13 protein-coding genes and 1 pseudogene are annotated in these 14,042 nt (G+C 69.5%); 9 read left to right on the top strand and 5 right to left on the bottom strand.

Going from position 1 to position 14,042, the window contains the following annotated elements; translation table 11 throughout:
- Positions 1–6: 6 nt before the first annotated feature.
- A pseudogene (locus PV646_RS04925) lies at positions 7–1,209 on the bottom strand (PI-PLC domain-containing protein); the annotation flags it as partial.
- Positions 1,210–1,360: 151 nt separating this feature from the next.
- Between PV646_RS04925 and PV646_RS04930 the strand changes: the two are divergent.
- From PV646_RS04930 to PV646_RS04960, 7 genes are all read left to right on the top strand, one after another.
- The gene (locus PV646_RS04930) at positions 1,361–1,867 is read left to right on the top strand and encodes a SigE family RNA polymerase sigma factor (RefSeq protein ID WP_500340256.1); all 507 of its coding nucleotides are present in this window, start codon (positions 1,361–1,363) and stop codon (positions 1,865–1,867) included.
- Positions 1,864–2,775 (top strand): LCP family protein, encoded by a 912-nt coding sequence (locus tag PV646_RS04935; RefSeq protein WP_500340257.1) that lies wholly within the window; start codon positions 1,864–1,866, stop codon positions 2,773–2,775. Before PV646_RS04930 ends, PV646_RS04935 begins: the two co-directional genes overlap by 4 nt.
- An 86-nt stretch (positions 2,776–2,861) precedes the next feature.
- Positions 2,862–5,621, top strand: coding sequence for a helix-turn-helix transcriptional regulator (locus PV646_RS04940; RefSeq protein ID WP_500340258.1), 2,760 nt, complete (start codon positions 2,862–2,864; stop codon positions 5,619–5,621).
- Between the two features lie 143 nt (positions 5,622–5,764).
- Positions 5,765–6,685: a hypothetical protein gene (locus PV646_RS04945; protein ID WP_500340259.1), complete on the top strand. Its 921-nt coding sequence runs from the start codon at positions 5,765–5,767 to the stop codon at positions 6,683–6,685.
- A gap of 63 nt (positions 6,686–6,748) precedes the next feature.
- Entirely contained in the window at positions 6,749–7,264 is a 516-nt protein-coding gene (locus tag PV646_RS04950) for a TetR/AcrR family transcriptional regulator (protein WP_500340260.1), read from the top strand.
- 32 nt (positions 7,265–7,296) lie between these two features.
- Positions 7,297–8,373 carry a nucleotide disphospho-sugar-binding domain-containing protein gene (locus PV646_RS04955; protein WP_500340261.1) on the top strand — a complete coding sequence of 359 codons (1,077 nt, stop codon included), beginning with the start codon at positions 7,297–7,299 and terminating at the stop codon, positions 8,371–8,373.
- Between the two features lie 21 nt (positions 8,374–8,394).
- Complete coding sequence (locus PV646_RS04960) at positions 8,395–9,540, top strand: glycosyltransferase (RefSeq protein ID WP_500340262.1); 1,146 nt, start codon at positions 8,395–8,397, stop codon at positions 9,538–9,540.
- Between the two features lie 104 nt (positions 9,541–9,644).
- Here the strand turns inward: PV646_RS04960 and PV646_RS04965 are convergent, their stop codons facing one another.
- The 3 genes from PV646_RS04965 to PV646_RS04975 all read right to left on the bottom strand — a co-directional run bounded on the left by PV646_RS04965 (position 9,645) and on the right by PV646_RS04975 (position 11,264).
- Positions 9,645–10,028 (bottom strand): STAS domain-containing protein, encoded by a 384-nt coding sequence (locus PV646_RS04965; protein ID WP_500340263.1) that lies wholly within the window; start codon positions 10,026–10,028, stop codon positions 9,645–9,647.
- Positions 10,029–10,131: 103 nt separating this feature from the next.
- Positions 10,132–10,263, bottom strand: coding sequence for a hypothetical protein (locus PV646_RS04970; RefSeq protein WP_500340264.1), 132 nt, complete (start codon positions 10,261–10,263; stop codon positions 10,132–10,134).
- 5 nt (positions 10,264–10,268) lie between these two features.
- Positions 10,269–11,264: an FAD-binding oxidoreductase gene (locus PV646_RS04975; protein ID WP_500340265.1), complete on the bottom strand. Its 996-nt coding sequence runs from the start codon at positions 11,262–11,264 to the stop codon at positions 10,269–10,271.
- Between the two features lie 70 nt (positions 11,265–11,334).
- On the opposite strand from PV646_RS04975, the gene PV646_RS04980 reads away from it, so the two are divergent.
- Both PV646_RS04980 and tuf read left to right on the top strand, forming a co-directional pair.
- Positions 11,335–12,204 (top strand): LysR family transcriptional regulator, encoded by an 870-nt coding sequence (locus tag PV646_RS04980; protein WP_500340266.1) that lies wholly within the window; start codon positions 11,335–11,337, stop codon positions 12,202–12,204.
- A 207-nt stretch (positions 12,205–12,411) separates the two neighbouring features.
- Entirely contained in the window at positions 12,412–13,593 is a 1,182-nt protein-coding gene (gene tuf / locus PV646_RS04985) for an elongation factor Tu (RefSeq protein WP_500340267.1), read from the top strand.
- Between the two features lie 77 nt (positions 13,594–13,670).
- Here tuf and PV646_RS04990 read toward each other — a convergent pair whose 3' ends face one another.
- Complete coding sequence (locus PV646_RS04990) at positions 13,671–14,036, bottom strand: hypothetical protein (protein WP_500340268.1); 366 nt, start codon at positions 14,034–14,036, stop codon at positions 13,671–13,673.
- Positions 14,037–14,042: the final 6 nt, after the last annotated feature.

The following is a 14,042-nucleotide window of genomic DNA, read 5'->3' on the forward strand; positions in this document are numbered from 1 at the left end:
CGGGAGCGACGGCGTGTTGAGGTGGTAGAAGTCGACGGCCAGGTAGTTCGGGGTCTTGCGGGCCGCCGGCTCGCAGAAGCGCTGGGCGCGGTTGACGAACTTCGAGTTGTCCGTCGAGACGGTGCCCTGCATCGGGACGTCGCGGAAGTGGTTCATCACGAACAGCGGGCGGAAGTTCGTCTCGGTGGCGGTGAGCGGCTTGTCACCCCAGCGGGAGTAGCAGGACCAGTCGGAGGCGCCGGCGCCGGAACCCATCGACCAGTAGTTCTCGACGGTCCAGTCGCGCTGGTAGAGGACGCCGGAGTTCTCGCGGCCGTCGCGGCTGTGGTCGGTGAAGATGAGCAAACGCTTGCCGGACGCCCTCATCTGGGACAGCGTCGGCCAGCCGTTCTCGCGGACGCCCTCGGCGCGGAACAGGACGTCGTTGAGGCCCTGGACGCGTGCCAGTTCGGAGCGCAGGACGTCGGCGGAGACGTAGTCCTCCAGGAACACCGTGACGATCTCGGTGGGGCGTGACTTCAGGAAGTCGACGATGCGCTGGACGTCGACGTTCAGGGCCACCGGCCTGCTGACGGCCGTGCAGCTGTTGTGGCAGAGGATCGCGCCGTCGGGGGTCTGGTGGATGTCGAGCATGAAGCCGCGGACGCCGTCGTTGAGCTGCTGCACGATGCCGCGCGACTGGTTCGGGGCGATGTTGGCGAACATGAACCCGCCGTCGACGCCGTTCGCGTAGGCGTTGTGCGAGGTCAGGAACGTCATCTCGTCCAGGCGCGGGTCTGCGGGGGTCTGGACGCGGACGGGGTTGACCGGGGTGAGGAACCACGTGTCGGTGCCGGTGCCGACGCGGACCTGGTCGGTGCCGGACGCGATCAGGTAGCGGTCGGCGCCGGGGTCCTTGAAGCGGTAGCGGTCCTGGTCGTCGAGCAGGCCGACCCACTGGGCGTCGGCGCTGGAGCAGCTGACCATCTGGGCAGCGTCGCCGGAGCGGCCGAGGCACTGGCCGCCCTCGGAGAGGGTGCTGCCGTTCCAGGAGAACTGCTGGCGGTCCTCGTTGCCCTTGGGGCGGTGCTGCTGCACCGAGGAGCCGGAGACGGCCGCGTTCTGGCCGGTCACGGCACTTTGCAGGTAGTAGTTGCCGTTGGGGGCGGCGGCCGCGTCGACGGGGACGAGCAGCAGCGACAACAGCGCGAGCACAGGGATGATGCGCATGAGGTGAAGGCTGACCCATGGACGTGAACATGAAAAGGATTCACACCGAAATCCGTCCGAACCGAGACATCCGCGTGAAGTCGATGCAGCGGATCGGGTGGTGAAGGGGGTTTCCCAGACCGCAAACGACCGAGGACGGGAAGGGGGCGGCGTGGGTTTCGACCAGTTCGTGGCTGATCGACTGGACCGGCTGCTGGGGTACGCCACCGCGATCACCTGCGACAAACACCTGGCGCAGGACATCGTGCAGGACGTGCTGCTGCGCGCACAGGGCAAGTGGGAACGCATCGGGGCAATGGACGCGCCCTATCTCTACGTGAAGCGCATGGTGACCAACGATTACCTGTCTTGGCGGCGCCGCAAGGCCGCGAAGGAGATCGCCGTTGAACGCGCAGAGCTCGCCAGGCACGTGCCGTCGATGGCCGATCCGGCAGACGCGCACGCCGAACGCGACGCCATGCGCGCACGGATCGCAGTACTGCCGCGCAAGCAACGTGCCGCGTTGGTGATGCGGTTCTACGAGGACTCCAGCGACGCGGAGATCGCACAGGTGCTCGGGTGCACGGAATCGACCGTGCGCAGCCAACTCTCTCGTGCGCTGCAGACGCTGCGCACGCACGAACTCGCCCGGTCCGCCACCCTGGGGGTGCACTCATGAACGACCTGATCCGCCAAGCCATCGCAGCTGAAGCCGAGGAGCGCGTCGACTCCCGGACCGTGCTCGCGAACCTGCACAAGGCCAAGAAGCGCAAACCGCTCGGGTTGATCGTCGGGGTCGCCACGCTGACCGCCGCCGCCGCGGCCGCCGCCGTCGTCGTCCCGACGGCAATCAAGAAGACCGAGGCCGCACCGCCCGCGACGGCGCTGACACCCACCATCGAGAACGTGCTGCTGCTCGGCACCGACGACACCGGTCGTGCCGACGCGATCGTCTTGGCGCAGTTCCGCGAGAACGGCTCGCTCATCGTGGTCTCGCTGCCCAGGAACACCGAGTTCCAGGGGAAGAGACTCAGCGAACTGGGGTCGCCGGCGAAGCTCGTCGAGGCCGCCGAGCACCTGACGGGGTGGAAGCCTCACCACTACGCCGCGATCAAGATGTCCAGCTTCGGCGCGATTTCGCAGGCCGTGGGCGGCGTCGAGGTCTGCCTCAGCAAGGCTACGAGTGACCCGCACAGCGGGGCGAACTTCCCCGCCGGCAAGAACACGCTGATGGGCGACCAGGCACTCGCGTATCTGCGGCAGCGGTTCAACCTGTCCGGCGGTGACGAGAACCGGGCTCTTCGGCACCGGGCGTTCCTCACCGGGCTCGGCGCGAAGATCACCAAGGACAACGCCGTCCCCCTGGCCCGCGAGATCGGCAAGTCGATCGAGGTGGACGCCGGATGGGACGTGGTGGAGTTCGCCAGGAGGTTCCAGGGACCGATCGAGGTTCGCTCGGCCATGACCGTCGGCGGCGCGTTCTCCAGCGAGCCGGTCGAGCCACCGTTCAGCTCCCCCGCTCCGGGAAAGCCGTTCGTCACGATTTCAGGCGAAGTCGCCACGAGCGCGATCGAGTGCACGGAATGACGATCACTCCAATGGAGCATCAAGTCGCCCTTCTGCGCAGCCGATGACCTGCATGTGACGCGCGAGACGGCCGCTACGATCGATCAGTGCGCGAACCACTTGAACGTGACTCCGAGATAGCGCACATTCGCGAAGCTCTGGACGCAGCCACCCGTGGTGAGGGTCGCGTCGTCGTCATCGAGGGCCGTGCGGGCATCGGCAAGACCAGGCTCGTGCACGAGTGCCGTGAGCTGGCCAAGGAGCGCGGGTTCGGACGGCTGCAAGCTGTCGGTGACGCCATGGAGAGCGCCATGGCGTGGGGCGTCGTCCGGCAGCTCGTCGAGCGGTCGATCTCGCGGTACTCCGGTGAGGTCCGCGAGAAGATCCTGGCCGGGCCGTCCGGGGCGGCGTTGAAGGCGCTGGACGACGCGGCGCTCGATCCCAGCCAAGCCGAGCTCGCACGCACGCTGCACTCCCTGTGGTGGGTCGCGGTGGACCTCTCCTCCACCCGCCCGCTGCTGATCACGGTGGACGACGCGCACTGGGCGGACCACTCGTCCCTGCAGTTCCTCGTCTACCTGTCCCGCCGGATCGCGGACCTGCCGATCGCGCTGGTCGTCGCGACCCGGCCGCCGATGGACAGCTTCGGGCCGCTCGCGCAGCTGAGCGTGTCCGCCGACCGGTTGCTGCCGCGCCCGCTCACCACGGACGCGCTCAGCGCGCTGGTCGGCGGGCACGCCGAGGTGATCACCGCCCTGCACGCGGCCAGCGGCGGGAACCCGTTCCTGTCCGGCGTCCTGGTCGACGAACTCGCGGCGCTCGGGCTGCCGCTGGACGACGCCGCGACGGCCGAGAAGGTCGGCACGCTCGGCCCCAGCACCGTTTTCCGCGCCACGCTGGGAAGGCTGCCCGCCGAAGCCGTGTCGCTCGCGGGCGCGGTCGCCGTTCTCGGCACGCACACCGATCCGTGGCAGGCCGCCGAACTGGCCGGGGTCACCGACCTCCCGGCCGCGGTCGAGGCGTTGACGGCGGCGAACGTGCTGGTCACCGGTGAGCACCTGGAGTTCGTGCATCCCGTTGTGCGAGAAGCGGTGCTGGCCGGCCTGGGGGCGATCGCGCGCGCCTCGCTGCACGCGAAGGCCGCGAAGTCGTTGCAGGAACAGCACGCGCCGGCCGATCGGGTGGCCGCACATCTCGTGCACGCTCCCAAAGGGACACTGCCGAACGCCGCGGAAGTGTTGCGGAAGGCCGCTTCGACGTTGCTCTCGGCCGGAGACCCGCGCACCGCGGCAGGACACCTGGCGCGAGCGGTGGACGAGAAGCCCAACGACGCCGGACTGCGCGCGGAGCTCGGCCGCGCGTTGCTGCGACTCGGCGACGCGGTCAACGCCCAACGGCACCTGAAGGCTGCGGCACAAGGACTTCCGGACGCCGAACTGGTGGCCGCGGCAGCCTCGGCGACGGCGGCGCTGGAGGGTCCGGCAGCGGCGATCGCCGAGCTGACCGACGCCATCGAGGCCCGCCCGGACGGCGAGTCGCGGCTGCACCTCGAAGCACGGCTGGCGGTCTTCCGCTCGTTCCTCCCCGGCCAGCGCCAGATCGCGTCCACGCACCTCAGCGGCTACGCGGGTCTCGCGGGCGGCACCCCGGACGAACGCACGTTGCTCGGCCTCCTCGCCCAGATGGGCCGCTACGAGGTGTGGCCGCACGACGAGGTCGCCACGACGGCGACGCGCGCGCTCGCGAACGGTGCGTACCTCGACGACGCGACGGGCAGCACGGACGCCATGGTCGCGTGGCTGGTGGCGTTGCTCGCGCTGATGGCCGCCGACGGCGTGGACACCGCACGGCACGAGATCGAGCGGGCCAGGCTGAAAGTCCGCCAGCACGGGTCGCCGATCGAGTTCGCGATGGTGGCGAACGCGTCGCTGTTCCTGAACTGGCGCTGCGGCAACATGCAGGCCGTCGAGGCGGAGGCCGAGGGCGCGCTGGCCGCCGTCGCGCACGAGGACCCGGTGTCCGAGGTGATCAGCCTGCGCGCGACCTCGACGCACTTCGCGGTGTACGCGGCCCTCGAACGGGGCGACGTCGCGGCGGCGTCGGCGTTCATCAGCGCGTTCGACGGCGCACACGCCGATGCACGACTGACCATGCCGATGATCTGGCTGCACGAGGTGCGCGCGTTGATCGCACTGGCCGAGGGCGACGCACGGCGCGCGATGTCCGAGGCCTACCGCCAGCGCGACGCGATGCACCAGGTGCACGTCGATCCCCCGACGATCCCGTGGCGTGCGGTGGCCACCCGCGCGGCACTGTTGCTCAACCAGCAGGAACTCGCGCTGGAGCTGGCCGCCGAGCAGCTCGAAGTGGCCCGCAAGTGGGGCGCGGCGACCGAGGTCGGCGCGGCTCAGAGGCTGCTCGCGCACGCCTCCCCCGACGCACGGCTGGAACTGCTGACCGAGTCGGTGACCGTGCTGGAGCAGTCCCCGTCACGCCTGGAGCTCACCCGTTCGCTGGTCGACCTGGGCGAGGCGCTGAGGGTGGTCCGGCGCCGGACGGACGCCCGCGAGCCCTTGCACCGGGCCATCGACCTGGCCGGGAAGTGCGGCTCGACGGTGCTGCAAACGCGCGCGGTCGAGGCGTTGGAAGCACTCGGCGACCGGCCGCGACGCCAGATCGTGGTGGGGGCGGAGGCGCTGACGGCGTCCGAACGGCGCGTGGCCGACCTGGCGGCGGCGGGCCGGGCGAACAGGGAGATCGCGCAGGAGCTGTTCGTGACGCCCAAGACCGTCGAGAACCACCTCGGCCGGATCTACACGAAGCTCGGAATCGCAGGTCGCAGGGACCTCGCACGCGTCCTTGCCTAGTACAGAGCGACGTGGGGGTGTGCCTGATACACCCAACTTTCGAGCTCGAGGGTTGAGGGATCTCCCCTCATGCCTTTGGGGGTTCGCCTCGGCGAATCTTGTGTCACCGCAGGGGAACACAAGAACTCGAAGGGGAAACCGAAATGATCCGCAACGCTCTGATCGCCGCCGCCGCTCTCACCGCCGTCGTCGCTCCCGCCACCGCCGTGGCGGACCCGATCATCGGCACGCCGCCCCCGTGCGTCGGCGCCTCCGACCTGGCCGGTGCGGACTTCAACGTGAAGAAGTGCGGTGTCAGCGACGTGGACCAGTTCCGCGCCGGCCTGGAGAACAACGGCAACGCGTACTGCGGTCCGGCCTCCCTCTACAACGTCCTGCACTACTGGGGTCATGAGAAGGACGCCCCGGTCGGCTGGCTGACCACCAAGGTCGGCAACCTCAACCCGAAGGACCCGGCCGACTACAGCGTCATCACCAACTCGATCGGACGCATCGGCGTCGACGCGAAGTACGACGGCGGCACCAGCCTCGGCAACCTCCGCACCGCGTGGAACATCGCCACCAAGCCCGCCCGTGACGCCGGTTGGACCACCTCCACGGGTGGCGTGAGCACGCACGAGAACCCGGACTTCGCCGGTGAACTCGCGAAGAAGCTCAACGAGGGCCCGCTGCAGCTCGTGTACGGCCGCTACAAGGCGGGCCCCACGACCGGTTCGTTGCAGCGCAGCGGTGGCCACATCGTCACCGTCGTGTCCGCGACCGGTTCGTTCAACGGCAGCACGGTCAAGCTCAAGCTGGCCGACCCGGGCCGCGCGCTCGACAGCGGCCAGGGCAACTACCTCTACACCCAGTCCTCCTACGAGTCGCTCGACGTCACCCTGACCAAGCGCTCCATCAAGGAGTACGTGCCGGTCAAGGACGACGAGAACACCCGCGAGGACGAGTCGCTGGAGCCGGGCACCTACCGCACCGTGACGCGCTGGGAGCTCACCGGCGACCGCTACGTCAGCGACACCACCCGTCAGATGGTCGAGGGCTTCAGCTGGTTCGACATGGCCAAGTAGTTCTCGAGCGAGACCGGGGCCGCACTCTTCAAGGGTGCGGCCCCTTCGCCATAGCCTGGTGTCATGCACAGCCGCGATCGGGAACGCACCCGCCGCCGGTTGCTGGACGCCGCGTTCGTCGAGTTCGCCGCCTACGGGATCGCCGGGGCGCGGATGGAACGCATCGCCCGCATCGCCCGGTGTTCCGCGGGCCTCGCCTACAACTACTACGGCGGCAAGGACGAGTTGTTCGACGCCGTGCAGTCGGAGGTGGTGGGCGCCGCCGTGGTGGAGTTCGACGCCCGCGACCTGCCGGGGTACGCGGGCCGGTTGTACGACCTGCAACACCAGCACCCCGAGTTCGCGCGGCTCGCGACCTGGCAACGGCTGGAGCGGCGCGGGTCGGTCAGCCGGGTGGCGGACGTGGAGGCGATCCGGTCCGCTCAGGAACTCGGAGTCGTGTCCTCGCGGTTCTCCGCCGAGCAGGTGTTGCAGCTGGTGCTGGCGGTCGCGTCGATGTGGTCGAACGGGGCGGGATCGGACCACGTGGAGCGGCGGCGGACGGTCGAGGACGCGGTGCGGCGGCTGGTCGAACCATGAGGCACTCCGTCTCATGTGGTTAACCTGGATCTATGCGTGTTCTCGTGGTCTCCGCTCCCCTCCTGGGTCACGTCTTCCCTCTGATGCCGCTGGCCCTGGCGTTGCGCGAGGCGGGCCACGAGGTCGTGGTCGCGACGGGCGGTGAGGCGCTGCGGGTCCGCGACTCCGGCCTGCGGGTCGAGGACGTGGTTCCCTCGAACGTCCGCTTCGGACCTATCGCGTTGCGCATCATGGTCACGCACCCGTTGGTGGCCAAGAGGGAGATGCGCGGGAGCGGCCGGCTCGACTTCGTGTCGCGGATGTTCGGCGCGGTCGGCGACGCGATGACGGCGCCGTTGCGGGCGTTCGCGCGCACGTGGCGGCCGGACGTCGTGGTGCACGAACCGCTGGCCGCCGCCGGGTCCGCGCTGGGGGTGCCGTCGATCGTCCACGACGTGTCGCTGTTCGACGGGCTGGTGCTGACGGACGCGGTCGGGGCGCGGATGAAGGCCGAGGTGCGTTCTCCCGCAACGGTTCTGCGCACGGCGCCGCCGTCGCTCGCGGAGTTTCCCGGCGGGGAACGGATGCGGTTCGTGCCCTACAGCGGTGACGGCGAGGTGCCGCAGTGGCTCGCGGAGCCGTCGGGCACGCCGCGCATCCTGGTCAGCCGGAGCACCGCGCCCGGTCCTGGCGCGGGCCGGATGATGGCCGCCGTGGTCAAGGCGGCCGAGCAGGTGGACGCCGAGTTCGTGCTGGTCCGTCCGGAACGGACCGAGGGCCTGCCGGGCAACGTCCGGACGGTCGGGTGGGTGCCGATCCCACGCGTGCTGCCGTTCTGCGACGGGATCGTGCACCACGGTGGCGCGGGGACGCTGCTCGGCGCGCTCGCGGCCGGGGTGCCGCAGCTGGTCGAGCCGGGGCCGGGCGACCGGACGGTGCACGCGACGGCGATCACCGGGCGCGGGGCCGGGCTGAGGGCGGGGCCCCGGGAGGTCACGGCGGAGCTGCTCACCCGGTTGATCGAGGACTCGAAGCTGCAGCGGGCCGCCGGCGAGGTGCGCGCCGAGATCGCGTCGATGCCATCGCCTCACGAGGTGGCGGAACGGTGGGAAAGTCTCCCGGGACAATAGGAGAACACCTAATGTGACCGGGTGCGCATTCTCTTCTCGAGCCTAGGCTCACACGGACACGTTTACCCGATACTCCCGCTCGCGATCGCCGCGCGAGCGCAGGGACATGACGTTCTGTACGCCGTCGACTCAGGATTCCACGCGACCGTGGAAAAGCTGGGCTTCACCGTCGTGGACGCGGGCATCAGCATCTGGGCCGCGTTCCGCCAGGCCAACGAACTGCACGGCACGGGCGAGTTCCGGCGCGACATGCTGCGCCAGACCGCCGTCGACGCGTTCGGGTCCTTGCTGCCCAGGGCCTTCGTGAACGATCTGGAACCGGTGCTCGAGCGGGACAAGCCCGACCTGGTCGTCTTCGAGGTCATCAACGCGGGCGCCGGCCTCGCCGCGATGCGCGCCGGGATTCCGGCGGTCTGCCACGGATTCGGCAAGATGGACGAAACCCTCGTCCCGGAGGCGATGAGCGACCTCCTCCTGGAGTACGTCGACGAACTCGGTATCACCCTGCCGAATGGGCAGCATTACGGACTCGGATCGACTTATCTCGACGTCTTCCCGCCGTCTTTGCAGGACCTGAACTTCCTTTCGGACGTCGATCGAATTCCGATGCGTCCGGTTCCGTTCGCCGAGCCGGGCGAATTGCCCGAATGGGTCGTGAGGCACGAGAGGCCGCTGGTCTACCTGACGTTCGGCACCGCGTTCTCGAACCCGGACGTGCTGCGGACCGCGATCACCGGGCTGTCCGGTGTGGACGCCGAGGTGCTGGTCGCGACGGGGCCGCAGGTCGACCCGTCCGTGCTGACCGACATGCCGGCCAACGTGCACGTGCTCCCGTGGGTGCCCCAGGCGGATCTGCTCGCGCACGCAGATCTCGTCGCGCACCACGGTGGTGCCGGCACCACCGTCGCCGCCATGACGAACGGCCTGCCGCAGCTCGTGCTGCCGCAGGGCGCGGACCAGTTCCGCAACGCCGAGATCGTCGCGGACACCGGGCTGGGCGGCCGGCTCGTCGGCGAGGACTTCACGGCGGACGCGGTGCAGGAGGTCGCGCGGAAGCTGTTGCGGGACAACGACGTTCAGGCAGCGAACGCCCGCATCGCCGCGGAGATCGCCGCCATGCCGTCGCCGGACGAGGTCGTGCCGAGGCTGGCCGACCTCGCCGGCTGACGACGTGCGAACCGGTGCCTAGGCGCTGTCCTGCGAGTTCGTCAGGTGAGAGACGCGGCCGAGAGTCCCGCCGCTGTCGCCCGACGAGACTTGCAGGACAGCGCCTACTCGGTGGGCACCGGTTTCAGCGCGGACAACGCCTCCTCGACGGAGTCGTACAACGCCAGGACGTCGGCCACCCCCGTGACCTGCAACGGACGCCTGACGGCCCGCTGCGGCGCCACGACGTGCAGCTTCTTGCCGTTCTCCTCGGCCAGCTCGTGGGCCGAGATCAGCGTGGAGATGCCGGTCGAGCCGAAGAAGCTCACCAGCGTGAGATCGGCGACCAGGGCCGGGCCACCGGAGGTGAAGCCGAGCCGCACCGCGTCGAGCACCTCGTCGGCCGTGTCGACGTCGATCTCGCCCTCCACGGCGACGACCGCGACTCCGGCGACGTCCACAGCACTGACTGTGAGCAGCGGCGATTCCTTGAACAGTTCTTCGTTCACCAGCACTCCCCGGTGGCCGAAGGCGCACGAGACTCGGACTCCGAGCACGCTGCTGAACCCGGCTGTCGCCCCGACGTTACGGCCGTTGCTTCCCCATCACAACTTACCGTCCGCCCGGCCTCCGGAGGGCGGCGAGCTGCGACCGCGCGCCGAGCTGGTCGAGGACGCGCTGCACGTGGTTACGCGCGGTGCTGCGGGCGACGCCGTGGTCCTCCACGAGAACCACTCGGGTCATGGGAGTCAGCGTACGGCGTACCGGAAGTTCCGCGACCGTCCTGACACGAACGGTCGCACCGCCTCGAACACCTCTTGGTGCTGCTCCTCGACGCCCAGCCGCGGCGAGATGACCTTCAGCAGATGGGTGGCGTCGGTGGCGAGCGCGCCGCCGAGCGGGAGCACGCTGAGGAAGATCTCGGCGCTGGAGTTCTCGGCGATCTCCCTGGCTCGTTGCAGCGCTTCCAACGGCAGGTCGGTCAGCAGGACGTTGTCGCCCTGGTAGGCGTGCGGGGGCAGTGGTTCACCGGCGGCGTCGGCGAAGGGCTTCGCGCTGAACTCCTCCTTCAGCGTCGGCGCGACGCGGAGGTGGCTGATGTCGAACGGTTTCGAGCTCGCGAAGGTGACGCGCACGACGTCGCCGAGGGTGGTGAGCGCCGGGGTGACATGACCGGGCAGGTCCCAGCCGTGGAACGCCTCGAAGACCGCTTTCGCGTGCCGCGCCTCGAAGAACAGCTCGCCCGCGTGGACGTGGGTGACGGGCAGGAGCTCGAACTCGATGGCGGTGACGACGTCGCCGGCCTTCTCCGTCGCGCGGACGCGGTCGCTCGCGAAGCCGAACTCCCTGGCCAGCACGCTGAATCCACCGCCGAGCGTGTACCCGACGACGCCGACGTCACTCGCGTCACCGCTGAGCGGGGCGAGGCCGTGCGGTGCCGCCTTCTCGATCACCTGCTGCCAGACCGCGCCTGCCTCGGCCCTCGCGGTGTTCGTCGCGGGGTCGACCTCGACCTGGTTCATGCGTTTCGTGGAGATGAGGACGCCGGTGGTCGCCGTGGTCAGGCCGTGGCCGGTGGCCTGGATCGCGTACTCGAGGCCGTGGGTCTCGGCGTGACTTACGGCTTCCTCGACGTCTTGGGCGGTCTCCACGGCGAAGATGACCTGGGGTTCGTGGCGGAGTCCGGTCTGGAAACCACTGCGTTCCTCGTCGTAACCGGCGTCTCCGGGGTAGAAGATGTGCATGTCTTGAGGGTCGCTGGCCTGCGTCTATATGTCCAAGAGCCAGTCGGTACGCCTTCTATAATCATTGGTTATGGAGCTTCGGCAGCTGGAGTACTTCGTCGCGGTCGCGGAATCAGGCTCGTTCACGCGAGCGGCGGAACGGGTCCACGTCGCGCAGCCCGGGGTCAGCTCGCAGATCCGGCGGCTGGAGCGGGAGCTCGGACACGACCTGCTCGACCGGTCGGGGCGCACGGTCACGCTGACCGACGTGGGTGCGGCTGTGCTGCCGCTGGCGCGGGCGGCACTGGGGTCGGTGGAGTCGGCGCGGCGGACCGTGGAGGAGATGGCCGGGCTGGTGCGCGGTGCCGTGCGCGTCGGGATGGTCGTGTCGTGCGGGATCACGGACCTGCCCGAGCTGCTGTCGGCGTTCCACACGTCGTTTCCCGCTGTCGAGATCACGTTGTCCGAGGCCAACTCCGACGAGCTGATCTCGTCCCTTGTGGACGGTTCACTGGACTTCGCTCTCGTCGGTTACGCGGGTGCTGAGCCGGACGGGTTGTCCGTCCGGGTGCTGGCGGACGAACCGCTCGTCGCCGCCGTGTCCAACACGGATCCCTGGTGCGGCAGGGAGTCCGTGAGGCTGGACGAGCTGCTGGAGCGCGGGTTGATCAGCCTGCCGCCGGGCACGGGGTTGCGCGGGGCGCTGGACGCGGCCTGTGGCTCGCGCAAGCCGCGGATCGCGTTCGAGGCGTCGGCGCCGTCGATGGTGATCACGCTGGCGGAGCGCGGGCTCGGTCCGGCGATCCTGGCGGCGTCGATGGCCGGCGGGCTGCACGCCGTGCGGATCACCGATCCGTCACCGCACAGCAGGCTCGCGTTCGCGTGGCGCGCGGAGGGTCCGCGCAGCCCGGCCGCGCGGGCGTTGATCGGGCTCGCGGAAAACCAGGTGACAGCGATCTAGACGCCTGTCACGATCAACGCATGTTCCTGACGGCTGAGCACAAGACGTACGTGGGTGTTCCCGCGTGCGCGCTCGCCGTCGCCTCGGCACAGCTGAACGGCGCCCGAGTCTGACCCTTCTCCAGTCCATCCTTCAGGACCACTGGAGGAGGGTTGTAGCGGTCCGCGGTTCTGAGACTCCAGCTGTGACACCTGAGGACACAGGGCAATGAAGCAAGAGTTCGTGCGTGCCAAGCCACATCTCAACATCGGCACCATGGGGCACGTCGACCACGGCAAGACCACGCTGACCGCGGCCATCACCAAGGTTCTGTCCGAAAAGGACCCTTCGGGCACCACCTTCACGGCGTTCGACCGGATCGACCGGGCGCCCGAGGAGCTGGCCCGCGGCATCACGATCAACATCGCGCACGTCGAGTACGAGACGCCGACGCGTCACTACGCGCACGTCGACATGCCCGGCCACGCCGACTACGTGAAGAACATGATCACGGGGGCGGCGCAGCTGGACGGCGCGATCCTCGTGGTGTCCGCGGAGGACGGTTCGATGCCGCAGACGCGTGAGCACGTGGTGCTGGCGCACCGTGTTGGTGTGCCGTACATCGTGGTGGCGCTGAACAAGGCCGACGCGGTGAGCGACCCGGAGCTGCTCGACCTGGTCGAGCTGGAGATCCGGGACCTGCTCTCCCAGTACGGCTTCAACGGCGACGCCACCCCGGTCGTGCGGGTCTCGGGCCTGCGCGCGCTCCAGGGCGACACGGTGTGGGTGGAGTCCGTCGTGGCGTTGCTCGACGCCGTGGACGCGCACGTGCCGGTGCCGGTCCGGGATCTGAGCGGCGCGTTCCTGATGCCGATCGAGAACGTCCTGACCATCACCGGCCGCGGCACGGTCGTGACCGGTGCGGTGGAACGGGGTGTGCTCGGCCTCGGCGACCAGGTCGAGGTGCTCGGTCTCGGCGACTCCGTGTCGTCCGTGGCCACCGGCATCGAGACGTTCGGCAAGCCCATGCAGCAGGCCCAGGCGGGAGACAACGCCGCGATCCTGCTGCGGGGCGTGAAGCGCGGCGACGTCCGGCGCGGCCAGGTGCTGGCCCTGCCCGGCAGCGTCGCGCCGCACACCCGGTTCCGCGCGTCCGTGTACCTGCTCTCGCACGCCGAGGGCGGCAGGCACACGGGGATCGCGTCGAACTACCGCCCGCAGTTCCACTTCCGCACCGGCGACGTCGTCGGCGTGGTGGAGCTCGACAGGACGCTGGCCCTGCCAGGTGACACCGTCGAGGTCACGGTGGAGCTGGGCAAGGCGGTGGCGATGGACACCGGGCTGGGCTTCGCGATCCGCGAGGGTGGCAAGACCGTGGGTGCCGGCACGGTCGGTGAAATCCTCGCCTAGGCGGCGGTGACGACCCGAGAAGGTGGTCGCGCTGCCTTGCAGAGCGCGGCGGGACTCCTTGTCCCGCCGCGCTCTTGTCATCCTTCGACCAGCAACAGCTCGCGGATGTGGGCGTGTTCGGGAACGGGCAGCGAGCGGGTCAGGTAGAGCTCGTCCAACGGTTCGAGGAGGGTGCGGAGTTCGCGTGCGGCTTTGCCGGGCAGCGCGGCCAGAGCCATCCGCAACATGTACCTGGCCGTCACCGGATCGTCGGCGTCGTGCCAGTCGTCGGTGTAGGTCAGGTCGGCGACGATCGCGCGAGCCGGGCCGTGCACGAAGCGGGACCAGGCGTGCAGCGACTGGGCGACCAGGCCGGGGTGGGAGCGAGCTCGTTCGAACTCGCGAATGGCACGGGACGTGGCCGCGGAGACACGGGCCACCTGAACGAGGCGCCTACGCGGCATGGCCCT

The organism is Streptomyces sp. ID05-26A (genome assembly GCF_033794685.1).
Lineage (GTDB): Bacteria > Actinomycetota > Actinomycetes > Mycobacteriales > Pseudonocardiaceae > Lentzea.